The sequence below is a fragment of the Streptomyces sp. NPDC058812 genome, assembly GCF_042744565.1.
Lineage (GTDB): Bacteria > Actinomycetota > Actinomycetes > Streptomycetales > Streptomycetaceae > Streptomyces > Streptomyces thinghirensis.
The window spans coordinates 125,893-140,375 of the sequence record NZ_JBHYOB010000012.1 but is presented as its reverse complement, the minus strand read 5'-3'; the positions used below and the strand labels follow the sequence as shown (position 1 = coordinate 140,375).

At 71.0% G+C, this 14,483-nt stretch carries 16 protein-coding genes and 1 pseudogene; 2 read left to right on the top strand and 15 right to left on the bottom strand.

Going from position 1 to position 14,483, the window contains the following annotated elements:
• Window positions 1-7: 7 nt before the first annotated feature.
• The 14 genes and pseudogenes from ACFW48_RS24685 to ACFW48_RS24620 form a co-directional block, all read right to left on the bottom strand.
• A complete protein-coding gene (locus ACFW48_RS24685; RefSeq protein ID WP_386317924.1) occupies window positions 8-1,633 on the bottom strand; it encodes a YifB family Mg chelatase-like AAA ATPase in 1,626 nt (541 codons plus the stop codon).
• Entirely contained in the window at window positions 1,633-1,995 is a 363-nt protein-coding gene (locus ACFW48_RS24680; RefSeq protein ID WP_386317922.1) for a YraN family protein, read from the bottom strand. Before ACFW48_RS24680 ends, ACFW48_RS24685 begins: the two co-directional genes overlap by 1 nt.
• Before the next feature lie 128 nt (window positions 1,996-2,123).
• Entirely contained in the window at window positions 2,124-2,432 is a 309-nt protein-coding gene (locus tag ACFW48_RS24675) for a DUF2469 domain-containing protein (RefSeq protein ID WP_003965949.1), read from the bottom strand.
• A 56-nt stretch (window positions 2,433-2,488) separates the two neighbouring features.
• Entirely contained in the window at window positions 2,489-3,013 is a 525-nt protein-coding gene (locus ACFW48_RS24670) for an NUDIX hydrolase (protein WP_386317919.1), read from the bottom strand.
• A complete protein-coding gene (gene lepB / locus ACFW48_RS24665; protein WP_386317917.1) occupies window positions 3,003-3,779 on the bottom strand; it encodes a signal peptidase I in 777 nt (258 codons plus the stop codon). Before lepB (ACFW48_RS24665) ends, ACFW48_RS24670 begins: the two co-directional genes overlap by 11 nt.
• A gap of 108 nt (window positions 3,780-3,887) precedes the next feature.
• Entirely contained in the window at window positions 3,888-4,877 is a 990-nt protein-coding gene (lepB, locus tag ACFW48_RS24660; protein WP_386317915.1) for a signal peptidase I, read from the bottom strand.
• Window positions 4,768-5,850, bottom strand: a pseudogene (lepB, locus tag ACFW48_RS24655) (signal peptidase I); the annotation flags it as partial. The gene lepB (ACFW48_RS24660) and the pseudogene lepB (ACFW48_RS24655), both read right to left, overlap by 110 nt.
• Window positions 5,843-6,595: a signal peptidase I gene (gene lepB / locus ACFW48_RS24650; RefSeq protein WP_386317913.1), complete on the bottom strand. Its 753-nt coding sequence runs from the start codon at window positions 6,593-6,595 to the stop codon at window positions 5,843-5,845. The gene lepB (ACFW48_RS24650) and the pseudogene lepB (ACFW48_RS24655), both read right to left, overlap by 8 nt.
• 45 nt (window positions 6,596-6,640) lie before the next feature.
• The gene (rplS, locus tag ACFW48_RS24645; protein WP_030041016.1) at window positions 6,641-6,991 is read right to left on the bottom strand and encodes a 50S ribosomal protein L19; all 351 of its coding nucleotides are present in this window, start codon (window positions 6,989-6,991) and stop codon (window positions 6,641-6,643) included.
• Between the two features lie 136 nt (window positions 6,992-7,127).
• The gene (gene trmD / locus ACFW48_RS24640; protein ID WP_386317911.1) at window positions 7,128-7,961 is read right to left on the bottom strand and encodes a tRNA (guanosine(37)-N1)-methyltransferase TrmD; all 834 of its coding nucleotides are present in this window, start codon (window positions 7,959-7,961) and stop codon (window positions 7,128-7,130) included.
• Window positions 7,961-8,530 carry a ribosome maturation factor RimM gene (rimM, locus tag ACFW48_RS24635; protein WP_386317909.1) on the bottom strand — a complete coding sequence of 190 codons (570 nt, stop codon included), beginning with the start codon at window positions 8,528-8,530 and terminating at the stop codon, window positions 7,961-7,963. The genes trmD and rimM overlap by 1 nt, the downstream gene beginning before the upstream one ends.
• A gap of 110 nt (window positions 8,531-8,640) precedes the next feature.
• Entirely contained in the window at window positions 8,641-8,880 is a 240-nt protein-coding gene (locus tag ACFW48_RS24630; protein WP_005479813.1) for an RNA-binding protein, read from the bottom strand.
• Between the two features lie 2 nt (window positions 8,881-8,882).
• On the bottom strand, window positions 8,883-9,302 hold the full coding sequence (rpsP, locus tag ACFW48_RS24625; RefSeq protein ID WP_121749394.1) for a 30S ribosomal protein S16: 420 nt from the start codon (window positions 9,300-9,302) through the stop codon (window positions 8,883-8,885).
• A 222-nt stretch (window positions 9,303-9,524) separates the two neighbouring features.
• A complete protein-coding gene (locus ACFW48_RS24620) occupies window positions 9,525-10,121 on the bottom strand; it encodes a hypothetical protein (RefSeq protein WP_386317907.1) in 597 nt (198 codons plus the stop codon).
• 682 nt (window positions 10,122-10,803) lie between these two features.
• On the opposite strand from ACFW48_RS24620, the gene ACFW48_RS24615 reads away from it, so the two are divergent.
• Window positions 10,804-11,697: a class I SAM-dependent methyltransferase gene (locus tag ACFW48_RS24615; protein WP_386317905.1), complete on the top strand. Its 894-nt coding sequence runs from the start codon at window positions 10,804-10,806 to the stop codon at window positions 11,695-11,697.
• A 171-nt stretch (window positions 11,698-11,868) separates the two neighbouring features.
• A complete protein-coding gene (locus ACFW48_RS24610; RefSeq protein ID WP_386317903.1) occupies window positions 11,869-12,477 on the top strand; it encodes a hypothetical protein in 609 nt (202 codons plus the stop codon).
• A gap of 46 nt (window positions 12,478-12,523) precedes the next feature.
• Here ACFW48_RS24610 and ftsH read toward each other — a convergent pair whose 3' ends face one another.
• Window positions 12,524-14,470 (bottom strand): ATP-dependent zinc metalloprotease FtsH, encoded by a 1,947-nt coding sequence (gene ftsH / locus ACFW48_RS24605; protein WP_386317901.1) that lies wholly within the window; start codon window positions 14,468-14,470, stop codon window positions 12,524-12,526.
• Window positions 14,471-14,483: the final 13 nt, after the last annotated feature.

Below are 14,483 nucleotides of genomic sequence, written 5' to 3'. Positions count from 1 at the left end.
CCCCCGGTCACGTCAGCGCTCCAAGGGCCATGGGAACGCCCCTCGGCACCCCCGTGCGCAGTTGCAGTGCCAGGGCGACGTCGCTCGCGTCGGGCCGGTCGTGGCCGACGAGATCGGCGACGGTCCAGGCGACGCGCAGGACGCGGTCGAGGCCTCGGGCGGTGAGGACGCCCCTTTCCAGGCTGCGTTCCGCGTCCTCCAGCGCCCCGGGCGCCGCGTACCAGCGGCTGCGGAGCTCCCGTCCGGGCACCTCGCTGTTGGACCGCCACGGGGTGCCCGCGAGACGCGCGGCCGCCCGGTCCCGGGCGGCCCGCACCCGGTCGGCGACCGTCGCGGTCGTGTCACCTCGGGGATCGACCCCCGCCAGTTGGCTGCGCGTGATCCGCTCCACCTCGACCCGGAGGTCGACCCGGTCGAGCAGCGGGCCGGACAGCCTGGCCTGGTATCGGCGGATCGCCGAGGGCGAGCACTCGCACAGGTCCTCCTTCTGCGAGAACCGTCCGCACGGGCAGGGATTTGCCGCGAGCACCATCAGGAACCGTGCCGGGAACCGCACCACGCCAGCGCTGCGCGCGATGACGACGTGCCCGGCCTCCAGCGGCTGGCGCAGGGCGTCGAGCGCGTGGCTGCTGAACTCCGGGGTCTCGTCCAGAAACAGGACGCCTCGATGTGCCAGCGAGACGGCTCCGGGCCGCCCGATGCCGGGGCCGCCCCCGACGAGGGCCTGCATCGTGGCGGAGTGATGCGGTGCGCAGTAGGGGGCGACGTCGATCAGGGGCTTGCCCGGCGGCAGCAGGCCCGCCACCGAGTGCACCGCGGTGACCTCCAGCGACTCCGCCCGGCAGAGCCGGGGCAGGATGGCGGGAAGGCGCTCGGCGAGCATGGTCTTCCCCGCGCCGGGCGGCCCCTCGAGGAACAGGTGGTGGCCGCCTGCCGCGGCGACCTCGACCGCCGTGCGCGCCGAGGTCTGGCCCACGACGTCGGCGAGGTCGATGTCGTGTTCCTGCTGAGCCGCGCCCATGCTGTGCATCCCGGTGGCGGCGCCCGTGCCGGGCATGCGCAGCCCGGCGAGGAGCGGGTCGGGCCGACCCCGCTGGTCCGCTTCCTCCTCCGGAACGGGCTCGTCGGCGAGGACGGCGATCAGCTGGCGCAGGCTGCGTACGCCGAGCACCGACACTCCGGGCACCAGGGACGCCTCGGCAGCGGCGCACTCCGGGACGACCACCTGTTCGTAGCCGGCCTCCGCCGCGGCCAGGACCGCCGGCAGGATGCCCCGCACGGGCCGCACCCGTCCGTCCAGGCCCAGCTCCCCGATCATCAGGATGTCGGCGAGCACGCGGGGATCGATGCGCTCGGCGGCGCCGAGGACCGCGGCCGCGACGGCGAGGTCGAATCCACTGCCGCTCTTCGGCACCGACGCGGGGCTGAGGCCCACCGTCAGCTTCTTCTGCGGCCACTCGGCGCCCGAGTTGACCACAGCGGCCCGTACCCGGTCCCGGCTCTCGGTCAGACTCTTGTCCGGCAGCCCGACCAGGGTGAACGCCGCGACACCTGGTTCGAGGTCGGCCTGGACCTCGACCACCACGCCCTCGACGCCGACGAGCGCCACGGAGCACGTACGGGCGAACCCCATCACGCCACCCCCCGCGCGTGCTCGACCGCGGGGGCACCGCGCCGCGGGAGGAGGACACCGACCAGGTCGATGCGGACTCCGCCGGGCGGAGCCCCTCCGTGGGTCTGGATCCAGCGCTCGGCGAGCCGCCGCAGCCGCTCCGCCTTCTCGGGAGTCACCGCGGCCATCGGGTGCTCGAAGGAGCCGCCCCTGCGCGTCTTGACCTCGCAGACCACCAGGACGTCACCGTCCCGGGCCACGATGTCGATCTCGCCGGTCCTGCCGCAGCGCCAGTTGCGCTCCAGGACCGTCATGCCGGCCCCGGTCAGCCTGCGGGCGGCGAGTGTCTCGCCGTACTTGCCCAGCGCACCTTGTGCGTTCATGTCGGCACCACCTCCGGCGCCAACGATGAGGCCTGCTCAGCGAGCCTTTGGATCTTGGTGGACGGTCAGGCGGCTGTGGACAACCTTGTCACCCACACGAGTGATATCTGTCGGTTTCTCGCCGAGTCTCAGCCGCCGGGAAGCTCCAGATCGCTCTTGTTCAGCTCCTCGATGTTCACGTCCTTGAACGTCAACACCCGCACCTGCTTCACGAACCGGGCCGGCCGGTACATGTCCCACACCCAGGCATCGGCCATGGACACCTCGAAGAACACCTCACCCTGGACCGAGTGCACCTGCATCTCGTAGTCGTTGGTGAGGTAGAAGCGCCGCTCGGTCTCGATCACGTATTTGAACAGACCGACGACGTCGCGGTACTCCCGGTAGAGCTTGAGCTCCATCTCGGTCTCGTACTTCTCGAGGTCCTCGGCGCTCATGGCATGTTCCCCTTCAGCCGTGCGGTCCCACCATTGTGCGCCAGTCCCGTGAGCCCCTAGACGATTTCGGTGTCCAGGGTCACCGGTCCGGCGGGGGGACCTTCGTCGAGCAGCTTGCGCAGCAGCTCGGCGAGTCTGGTCGGATACACCGTCTCATGCGCCCGGGTCAGTTCCCGACACGTCCACCAGCGCGCTCCGGCGACGCTGCGTCGCTCCAGTTCGGTCAACCCCACGGCCTCGGTCGCGGTCTGGGTCGTACGGGCCAGGTAGTACCACTCGTCCTGGTCCCAGCGGCGGCCCGCGAAGGGGAAGGAGCACCTGCGCCGCCACAGCACCGGGCCGAGCTCGATGTCGGTGATGCCGGTCTCCTCGACGAGTTCCCGCCGAGCGGCCTCCTCACGGGTCTCGTCGCCCTCCACGCCGCCGCCCGGGGTGAACCACCAGTCGTCGGCCGGATCGTCCGGTTCATGCCCGTGCAGCAGCAGGATGCGGTCCTCGGGGTCGAGCAGCACCACCCGGGCCACCCTGCGCAGCCCGCCCTCGTAGGAGTCGTGCCCGGCCCGGGTCGCCTCAGCGGACACCGCTGGGCCTCGTTCCGGTGCGGGCACGGGAGGCCGCGGCCCGCTTGGCGAAGGGGCCGTAGGCGGCGCCGACGAGGATCAGCACGGCGCCGGCGATCACCAGCGCGACGACCGTCCGCAGCGGGCCCGGCGAGGAGAGGCCGCCCAGCGCCTCGAAGCCGGTCGGCCGCTCCAACATGCCGTTCATGGGCCAGACCACGGCGTCGACGCGGGCGTCCACGGCACCGCGCGACACGGTGCCGCCGGCGGCGTCGGTGAGGTGGGCGGTGGAGTCCACGGAGTTGTCCCGCTCGTCGCCGAGCAGGAACAGGCGGCCCTCGGGGACCGTCACGGTCGGGAAGTTGCTGATCTCGGCCGGCGTACCGGCGGGCAGGTAGGGCTCGTCGACAACCTTGCCGTTGACCTTGAGCTTGCCCTCCTGGCAGCAGGCGACGGTGTCCCCGCCGACCGCGACCACGCGCTTGACCATCGGGGCGTTGGCCCAGGTCGTGTCCTTGAAGACGACGACATCGCCGCGGCGGACGTCGGTGCCGTCGATGCGCTGCGCCAGCACCCGGTCACCGGCGTCGATCGTCGGCGTCATCGAACTGGTCGGCACGGTGTAGGGGCGGTAGACCACCGCTCCCCAGACGAAGCCGCCGAGGAACAGCACCAGGCCCAGCGCCACGGCGAGCCCGGACAGCCGCTGCCCGGTCCGGCTGCCCGCCGGGCCCTTGTTCGCGCCGCCACCCCGCGGGACCGTACGTGTCGTGCTCTCGCCACCCATGGATCCGCACCTTACCCGGCGGTACCCGAACGGGGCAGCCCCTCCCGGGGGCCGGGAGGGGCTGGAGGAACTGCCCGGTGACGGACGTACGGCGCGGGGCCGGGCGTCTCAGTGGGACTTGGCGGGGGCCATGCGCCTGCGGCGCCACCAGACGACCGGGACGACTCCGGCGAGGGCCAGGCCCTGGGGCGCGACCGACAGCGCGGCGGCGGCCGACGACTGGGCCTGCAGACCGTCCTGATCGAAGGTGTCCGGGACCGGCAGGGTGTCCCAGCGGTTCATCGGCCAGGCGATCACGATGGCGCGGCCGACGACCTCCTTGACCGGGACCATGCCGCCGTGACTGTCCGACTGGTTGTAGCGGGAGTCCCGGGAGTTCTGCCGGTGGTCACCCATGACCCAGATGGAGCCCTCGGGAACCTTGACCTTGAACTGGCCGCCCTGGTCGTCGACGCTGCACGGCGTGTTGCCGGGGTAGACGTACGGCTCGTTCAGCGCTTTGCCGTTGACCTTGAGCGGACCGGTCTCGTTGCACTCGACCGTGTCGCCGCCGACCCCGATGACGCGCTTGATCAGGTCTTTCTCGTCCGCGGACGGCATCAGGCCGATCCAGCTGAGGACCGTCTGCAGCGCGTTCGGGTCGGGCGTCGGCTCGCCCGCGAGCCAGTCGTCCGGGTCGTGGAAGACGACGATCTCGCCGCGCTCGGGCTCCGAGCCGAACCAGGGGGTGAGCTTGTCGACGAGGACCCGGTCATTGATCGTGAGCGTGTTCTGCATCGAGGCGGACGGGATCGAGAACGCCTGGACCAGGAACGTCTTGATCAGCAGCGCCAGCACCAGCGCGATGCCGATCAGGATCGGCAGTTCCTTCCAGAAGGAGCGCTGCTTCTTGGCCGCGGGGGGCGTCGCCGGGGGCGTCCCGCCCACTCCTTCGTCCTGGGTCCCACTGTGTTCGTCCGTCACCCTGCCGTCCTCGGTCCCGGAGTCGTGCCCGGAGGCCGGGGCGCCGTCCGCGACCGGGCCGGCTGCCTCCACGGGGTGTCCGCGGTTCTCCTCGCCGTCGTGTCCGGACCGTGCGCCAACCGCCACATCCCCCACGCCAACTCCTTACTCTCTGCCGCCGCCTGCCCCGTACACGGCGCAGGCCCACCACTCCCATAACGAGCGGGAGTTCCGCAGGGGTCGGGAGCTGAATCATCGCGTTCGGATCGTCGGGGGCAACCCTATGCGACAGCCGGGGAGCGGCGGTCGAACCGGAGGCCGAGTCGGACACGGACGCATACGTTTTCGGTTCGTCCAGGGTGGTCCAGTGACCGAACGGCCAGGCGATCACCATGGCGCGCCCCACCACCTCGTCCTCGGAGACGGTGCCGAAGTCGGTCTCCTGGTGGGCGCGGGAGTCGGCGGAGTTGGACCGGTGATCGCCCATCACCCACAGCCGTCCCTCGGGGACCGTGACGTCGAACGGCGCCTTGGACGGGGAGTCTCCTGGATAGAGGTAGTTCTCGTTCAGTGGAACGCCGTTGACGGTGACCCGTCCCCGGGTGTCACAGCACTTGACCCGGTCCCCGCCCACGCCGACGACCCGCTTGATGAGGTCCTTCTCGTCGTCGGACGGCAGCAGGCCGATGAAGGCGAGGCCTTCCTTGACCTGCTTGATGACGACGGGGTCGTCCTTCTTGGTGGTCTGCTCTCCCTGGAGCCAGCCGCCGGGGTCGCGGAAGACGACGACGTCCCCGCGCTGCGGCTCGGAGCCGAACCAGGGAGTGAGTTTGTCCACCAGGACCCGGTCACCGATCTGGATCGTCTGCTCCATGGAGCCCGACGGGATCACGAACGCCTGGACGAGGAAGGTCTTCAGCACCAGCGCTATCAGAACGGCTACGCCGACGAGAAGAGGTACCTCCTTGACCGCGCCGCGCCTGCGGCGGCGTTTGACCTTGCGCTGCAGCTTGCGCCGCTCGGCACGGGACCGGCCGCCGGACGGCGCGGAGGTGCGCCGCGAGCCGGTGGGCAGCAGGTTCTCCGTGGGGCTGCTGGGCGCCCCGCGCGGTTTGCCCCGGCTACCCATCGGCGCCCTCCGACCGACGTGACTCACCGGCCGGTTCGCCCGCCTCCGCGTCCGGCACGCGCGCGTAGGCGTCCGGGCGGTCGAGGCGGGTGGCGTGGTCGAAGGGCCAGACGATCCAGTCGGCGCGGCCGATCACCTCGTCCACCGGGATCATGCCGCCGCCGGGCGAGCCCAGGTGGTCGCGGGAGTCACTGGAGTCGGCCCGGTGGTCGCCGAGGACGAACAGGGTGCCGTCGGGGACGACGACGTCGAAGCGCACCGTGGACGGGCGGTCGCCGGGGTACAGGAACGCCGACTCGTCGACCGACTGGCCGTTCACCTGGACCCTCCCCTCCCTGTCGCAGCACACCACGTGGTCCCCGCCCACACCGACAACGCGTTTGATGTAGTCGCCGTGCCCGAAGAGCCCAGTGCCGTCGAAGACGACGATGTCGCCCCGCTGCGGCCGGTCCCCGAAACGGTACGCCAACTTGTTTACGAGAACCCGGTCACCGATCCTCAATCCGCGCTCCATGGATCCGCTGGGGATCTGGAACGGCTGCAGCACGAAGTTGCTGAGGAGCAGCAGGAACAGCAGCAGGCTCAGGAGGGTCACGGTGATCCGGCCGCCCGGTACCCAGTCCGTGATCCGCCCCGCGAACGCGGAACGCGACCGTTCCTCCGGGCCCTCCGGATCCGAGGGGTGCTCGGAGTCGGAAGGGCGGGAGGAGCGGTCGCGCTCCGTGGGCTGTGCTTCGGTGTCCATCGGGGCCAGATGTTATCCGGCCCCGGTGTGGACCTCGGAGGGCGCTCAGTTGTCGCGCTTCTCCTTGATCTTCGCCGCCTTGCCGCGCAGCTCGCGCAGGTAGTACAGCTTGGCGCGACGGACGTCACCGCGGGTGACGAGCTCGATCTTCTCCACGATCGGGGTGTGCACCGGGAAGGTGCGCTCGACGCCGACGGAGAAGGAGACCTTGCGGACCGTGAAGGTCTCGCGCACGCCGGCGCCCTGGCGGCGGATGACTACGCCCTTGAACTGCTGCACACGGGAGCGGTTGCCCTCGATGACGCGGACGTGGACGTTGACGGTGTCGCCGGGGCGGAAGGCCGGGACGTCGCTGCGCAGCGACGCGGAGTCGACGGAGTCGAGCAGGTGAGACATTTCGTCTGCTTTCCTCGCTGATGCCACAGGTCATCAACGGAAACTAGGTGTTTCGGAATCAGGGTCGTGCGGGTCGGGACGGGCGTCGTCTCCCCCTGTGGCAGGGGCGCGCTCCGGACGGACGCACAACAGCGCCCTATTCTTCCATGCCCGGCGTCCTGCGCCAAAATCGGCCGTACGACTCCCCGTCCGGGTCGGGCTCCCAGCCCAGGATGGACAGCATCTCGCGGTCCTTCTTGTCGAAGGCCTTGGGGTCGCACCGCTCGATCAGGTCGGGCCGGTTGGCCGTCGTGCGTCGCAGGGCCTCGTCGCGGCGCCAGCGGGCGATCTTCCCGTGGTGGCCACTGAGCAGCACGTCCGGGATGCCGCGGCCGCGCCACTGCGGCGGCTTGGTGTGGACGGGGCCCTCCAGCAGGCCGGCCATGGCGCCGGGGGCGAAGGAGTCGTCGCGGTGGGACTCGGCGTTGCCGAGGACGCCGGGCAGCAGCCGTGCCACGGCCTCGGTGACGACGAGTACGGCCGCCTCGCCGCCGGCGAGGACGTAGTCGCCGATGGACACCTCGTACACGGGCATCCGGGTCGCGTACTCGTCGATGACACGGCGGTCGATGCCCTCGTAGCGGGCGGGCGTGAAGATCAGCCAGGGCCGCTCGGAGAGGTGGACGGCGAGTTCCTGGGTGAAGGGCCGACCGCTGGGCGTGGGCACGATCAGGGCGGGCTCACCGGAGCCCGTCTCGTAGCCGTCGGCCAGGACGGAGTCCAGGGCGTCGCCCCACGGCTCGGTCTTCATCACCATGCCGGGTCCGCCGCCGTACGGGGTGTCGTCGACGGTGTTGTGCCGGTCGTAGGTCCAGGTGCGCAGGTCGTGCACGTGGACGTTCAGCTGTCCGCGCGCGCGTGCCTTGCCCACGAGGGAGACGTTCAGCGGTTCCAGGTACTCGGGGAAGATCGTGACGACGTCGAGCCGCATTACGCCTCTTCCCCGGCGGCGTCCTCCGCGGCGGCGTCCCGCGCGGAAGCGATCTCCGCGCGGTCGTCGATCAGGCCGGGCGGCGGGTCGATGACCGCGCGCTGCTCGTCCAGGTCGATCTCGGTGACGATCTCGGAGACGAACGGCACGTAGACCTCACTGCCGTCGGGGCGCTCCACCACGAACAGGTCCTGCGTGGGCAGGTGGGAGATCTCGGTGATCCGGCCGACCTCGTCACCGTCCTTGGTCACCACGTCGAGGTCGATCAGCTGGTGGTCGTAGTACTCGTCCTCGTCCTCGGGCCGCTCGTCCGGGTCGACGTCGGCGATCAGGAGGGTGTTGCGCAGCGCCTCGGCTCCGGTGCGGTCGTGGACGCCGGCGAAGCGCAGCAGGAGGCGGCCGCTGTGAACCCGGCCGGTCTCGATGGTGAGCGGTCCGGCGGAGGCGGGGTCGGTGGCCAGTACGGCGCCGGGGCCTAGCCGCAGCTCCGGCTCGTCGGTGCGGACCTCGACGGTGACCTCGCCCTTGATTCCGTGGGCGCGGCCGATACGCGCGACTACCAGCTGCACTGTGCTTGATCTCCTGTCGGTACTGCGACGAGCCGGTCACGGCTCGTACGACTACGGGCCGGGGACGGCCCAGTGGCCCTCCCCGGCCCGAGCCGGTGCTGCGTTTGGCGTCAGCGGACGTGGTCCACGTCGACGAGGTCGACGCGGACACCGCGGCCGCCGATGGCGCCCACGACGGTCCGCAGGGCGCGTGCGGTGCGGCCGTTGCGACCGATCACCTTCCCGAGGTCGTCGGGGTGGACCCGGACCTCGAGCACCCGCCCGCGACGCAGGTCGCGCGAGGCGACCTGCACATCGTCAGGGTTGTCGACGATGCCCTTCACGAGGTGCTCGAGAGCCTCCTCGAGCATGCTCAGGCCTCGGTCGACGTGGACTCGGCGGCAGCCTCGTCCTTCTTGTCGGCCTTCTTCTTCTGGGTGATGGCCTCACCCTTGCCCTCGTCGTCGCCACCGATCGCCTCGAAGGACGGACGGGCCGACTTCTCGGCCGGCTGCAGCAGCGGCGCCGGGGCGGGCTCGCCCTTGAACTTCTGCCAGTCGCCGGTCTTCTTCAGGATGGCGAGCACGGGCTCGGTCGGCTGGGCGCCGACACGGAGCCAGTACGCGACACGCTCGGCGTCGACCTCCATCACCGACGGGTTGTACGTCGGGTGGTACTTGCCGATCTCCTCGATGGCCCGGCCGTCACGGCGGGTACGGGAGTCGGCGACGACGATGCGGTAGTGAGGCGAACGGATCTTGCCCAGACGCTTCAGCTTGATCTTGACTGCCACTGGAGTGGGTTCTCCTGGTTTTGACGTGATTGGGCACGGCGGGAGAGCCGCGTGGGGTTGCGGTACCCGAGTGCCCGATGGACGCGTCAGCCGGAGGAGAGAGGGGTCCTGTGCGACTGTCGAGTACAGCTAGCCATTGTGCCACACGCGGGCGGGCCCTTCGGAACCGAGGGTGGACCGAGGGACAGAGCCCGGATCCGGCTGCCACGAGCAGCCGGACCGTCAGCTCGCCGCCGCGCCGACCACCTCCGGGATCCGGAACGGCTTGCCGCAGCCGCCGCACATGATCGGGGCCTGGGCCAGCACCGACGGGACGACCCGGACGTTGCGTCCGCAGTCGCAGACGGCCTTCACGCGCACCCCTCCACCGGAGGAGCCGTGGCGGGCGGCCGGACCGCGGAAGCTGCGGGCCGTGTCGGTCGCCGTCGCGGCGGTGTGCGCCTTCAGCGCGCGCTGGAGGCGTTCGATCGTCGGGCGGTAGCGGCGCTTCGCCTCGGGGGTGAGCGTGACCAGCGAGAAGCCGCTGCTGGGATGCGGCTCCTCGGGATGGTCGAGGCCCAGCTCCTCCGCGATCGCGAGGAACCGCCGGTTGTGGTAGCGCCCCGCGCGGGAGGTGTCGCGTACTCCTCGCGCGGCGGCGATGCCGTGGACTGCCTCATGGAGCAGTCGTTCGAAGGAGAGTGCGTGCCCGCACGCGGACGACGACTCTCCGATCAGGGACTCGGGCGCGGCAAGATCGGGCAGCTCGGTGTGGTGCCGCTGAATGTCGGCCCACGCCTGCGCCAGCTCTGCGGCGAGAACAGGTGGTGTCGTGCTCACGTAATGACAACGAGCCGGGGTGCCGCTGTGTTCCTATTCCGGGGCATCCCAAATAATTTGCACGTACCCGTCAGTTGCCCCTGATGCGTCCCGACGAGGGCGGGTGCGCTGATCTGCGGAGAAGCCTCACAGCTCATACCAAGCTGGTGCGTAGTCCGACGTACGCGCCGGCGCGTAGGCCCCGTCCACGCGCCGGGGTGTGTGGGGCCCGCGCGTGCGCAAGGGGCGTTTCGGTCACTGTCGCGCCGGAAGGGCGCCACCCGATTGGCCCATCGATGCGCTCATCGCTGAGTGCGACGTTACCGGGTGTGCCACCGGCGTGCGGCACCGCCCCACGCCCTGCCCGCTCCCGTCACCGCGGGGCGGTCGCCGGGCCCGCCGACCTTGGCCGGAACCGCCTCGTCGGCGTCACCGCCACCCGCTGTCATCGCCGAGCGTCACGATCAGGCCATCCGTCGCAGCGGTCGGGAAGGGGCTACCGGGAGTACCGCGCGGCCAGGCCCACGTTGCCGGGAAGTGAAATCTCGCCACTGGGGCGCGGGTCCGGCAAACCGGCCGCCGCTACCACTGGACGCCACGGCGAGCCCGGAGTTTCCTGGCATACGGGGGAAGTGCGAGCGCACTGCACGGGGGCCATGGAACCGGGCACAGCGGCAACACTCGTCGATTGGGGCGCTTTCCTATGACACCTACGCTCGTGCGGCAGCACTCATCTCACGCGGGGGCAACGCCTCGTGTGGACCTGCGTGCACGCGCGCGTGACTGGTCCGAGATACAGGAGCGGATGCTCGTACCGCTCTACGAGGCCGTCTTCGAGCGACTGGACGTGGGCGGCGGCACAAGGATGCTGGGGCTGGGCTGCGGTTCCGGGCTGGCCCTGCTGATGGCCGCCTCGCGCGGCGCCGCGGTGACCGGGGTCGACTCCCGCTCACCGGAACGACTGGCCCTGGCACGGCGGCGCCTGCTCCCCGAGACGCTCGACGCCCCCGGGTCGCGAAGCACACGCGCGCGTGCGGACGCGGCACGGGCGGACGCGCCACGGATCGTCGAGGGCACGCCCCTGGACGTGGAGGACCCCTCGGTGCCGGCGTTCACCCTGGTGACCGCCTTCGAACCCATCGGGTGCCTCGCGGGCGACTCGGAGGGGCTGGGTGAGCTGCTCGCCCAGGCGACACCGCTCGCTGGGCGCGGGGCGGCCGTGGTGCTGGCCGGTTGGGGCCCGCCGGAGCGGTGCGCCACGACGTCGGTGCTGCGGGTGGCCACCAAACTCGCGGACCCGTTGCGCGGCGCGGGCCGCTGGCGCCCCGCCCTGCGCGACGACCTGGAGGAGGTCGCCCAGCGGGCCGGGCTCAGGCCGGACGGCTCGGGACGGGTGGCATGCCCCTTCGGATACGCCGACGCGGGCAGCGCGGTACGCGGGCTGTTGTCGACCGGGCTGTTCGACGCGGCGATCGCCGCGACCGACCAGGAACAGGTCGACAAGGAGCTGTCGGAAGCCCTGCATCCGCACCAGCGTCCGGATGGGACCGTGTGGATGCCGAACGTGTTCCGGTATCTGATCGCCCGGACCCCCTGACGACCGGTTCTGACCGGATGTGTGCGGAGCCTGAGTGACTTCTTCCGATGCAGGTGTGAACCCTGTGAAGAAGCCGGATCAGGACTTCTGCGGTTTCGCCTGGTGGATCATGGACCTCTAATCTGATCCACCGTTCGGGGGAACTGACACATCTGCATACAGGAGCCTGTAGTGCCGCACCACAAGACCGCGCTGCGCGTCGCCGCACCCGTCGCCGTCCTCGCCCTGGCCCTCACCGCGTGCGGGGGCGGAGACGACGCCGACACCGATGCGAAGAGCCCGGCGAGCACCGAGGCCTCGGCCTCTGCCTCCCCCTCCCAGGCGGCCTCGGGCGGCGAACTGGCGACGGGCGAGAGCGCGACGGGGAAGGTCGCGGAGGACCCCGGCGAGGTCACCTACGAGGTCGTGGCGCAGAAGGTCGAGGTCGGTACCGAGGCGGAGGCCGCGAAGGCGGTGGCGGACGCCGCGGACGCCAAGGGCAAGGTGCTGGCCGTCGCGCACGTCAAGTACACGCACAAGAGCGGACCGGCCCTCACCGAGGGCTCCGACGTGCACGACGGCACCACGATCTTCGCCGACGGGCAGCGCGGCGGCGTCCTCATCGGCGCCTCCGACGACGCCCCGGGCTGCGAGGACCCCTACGACGTCGAGAGCTGGAAGCAGGGTGAGAGCCACGTCTTCTGCGAGACGTACGTGATCCCCGCGAACTCCACCAGCGTCGAGGTGCACTGGTCCGAGGAGGACGGCGAGCCCTACGTCTGGAAGTTCCCGCAGAAGTAGCAGAAGCAGCAGAAGCAGCAGTCCCCGCAGCGGCGGTGCACGGTCCTCACGCCTCCGGGCCGTCCTTCGCCGGCCGCGTGATCCCGGCGATCCGGTACGCGTCCGCCTCCTCCAGCGTCTCGTTCGCCAGCAGCGCCTCGGCCAGCGCGTCGAGCTGCCCGCGGTGGTCGCGCAGCTTGCGGACGGCCTCCGCGTAGCACTCGTCGACGACCCGGCGCATCTCGCCGTCGATGGCGTCGAGGGTCCCCGGGGCGGCGGCGAGCCCGTAGGCCTGCTGGGCGTCGCCGGGGAGGGCGGACAGCCTGCCGACCCGCTCGCTCATGCCCCAGCGGCCGACCATGCCGCGCGCGATCCGGGTGACCTGTTCGAGGTCGCTCTCCGAGCCGGTGGTGATCACGTCGTACACCACCTGCTCGGCCGCCATGCCGCCGAGCGCGCCGATGATCCGACCGCGCAGGTACTCCTGTGTGTACGCGTACTTGTCCGCGTCCGGCGTCGACAGCGTCACCCCGAGTGCCCGCCCGCGCGGCACGATGGTGATCTTGCGAACGGGGTCGGCGCCCGGCTGCAGCATGCCCAGCAGGGCGTGCCCGCTCTCGTGGTAGGCGGTGCGCCGGCGCTCCTCCTCGGGCATCACCAGCGGGCGTTCGGCCCCCAGCTGGACCTTCTCCATGGCCTCGGAGAGGTTCGCCTGCGTCACCCGGTCCTGCTTCCGCTTGACCGCGAGCAGCGCGGCCTCGTTGGCGAGGTTGGCGAGTTCGGCGCCGGTCATGCCCGGGGTCGTACGGGCGACCTGGGCGAGGTCGACGTCCGGGGCGAGCGGGATCTCGCGGGTGTGGATCTCCAGGATCGCCTTCCGGCCGCCCCGGTCCGGCGGCGAGACGTTGACCACCCGGTCGAAGCGGCCGGGACGGGTCAGGGCCGGGTCCAGGATGTCGGCGCGGTTGGTGGCGGCGACGACGATCACTCCCTCGGCGCCCGAGAAGCCGTCCATCTCCGTGAGGATCTGGTTCAGGGTCTGCTCACGCTCGTCGTGGCCACCCATGCCGGAGCCGCCGCCGCGGGCCCGGCCGATGGTGTCGATCTCGTCGATGAAGATGATCGACGGCGCCACCTTCCGGGCCTCGGCGAACAGCTCCCGCACCCGGGAGGCGCCGACACCCACGATCATCTCGATGAACTCGGACGCGGACGCCGAGAAGAACGGCACGCCCGCCTCGCCGGCGACCGCACGCGCGAGGAGCGTCTTTCCGGTGCCGGGCGGGCCGGACAGAAGGACGCCGCGCGGCATCTTGGCGCCCATGCGGCGATACGCGTCGGGGTTCTTCAGGAAGTCGACGACGTCACTCAGCTCGCCCTCGACCTCGTCGATCCCGGCGACGTCCGCGAACGTGGTGCGCGGCTCACCCGCCTCCAGCTCGACCGGCTTGGGCGGCGCCTTGCGGCCCAGCATGCCGCCGGCGCCGCCGCCCAGCGCGCCCCTCATGCGCCGCGCGATGAAGATCCACAGCACCACCAGGAGCAGCATCGGGGCCAGCGAGATCAGCACGTTGACCAGGAGGCTGCGCTGCTGGACGACGGGTTCGGCCGTGACGGTGACGTTGTTCCGCGTCAGGTCGTCCCAGAGCTGGTCGTCCGCGAAGGTCGGCCGCTCGGTCGTGAACTTGGTGTACGTCCCGTCGCCCTCGGGGTTGTCCCGGGCCTTCTTCAGCTGGCCCTGGATCGCGTCGCCCTTGGCGTAGATCTTGCTGACGTTGCCCGCCTCGACCTGCTTGCTGAACTCCGTGTAGGAGACGGTCGGCTCGTCGCCCTCGTTGAAGAAGGAGAGCACGAGGTTGGCGATGAGGAAGACGATCAGCGCGGCCAGGGCCAGATTCCACCAGCCCCCGCGCATCCTCCTGCCGCCGGACGGCGGCTTGGGGGGCTCGTCGGGCGTGCCCTCGGTGCGCCAGGGCGGCTCGGGGGCCTTGCGCGGCGGGGACGGGTTGGTCATATCCGGACGTTAC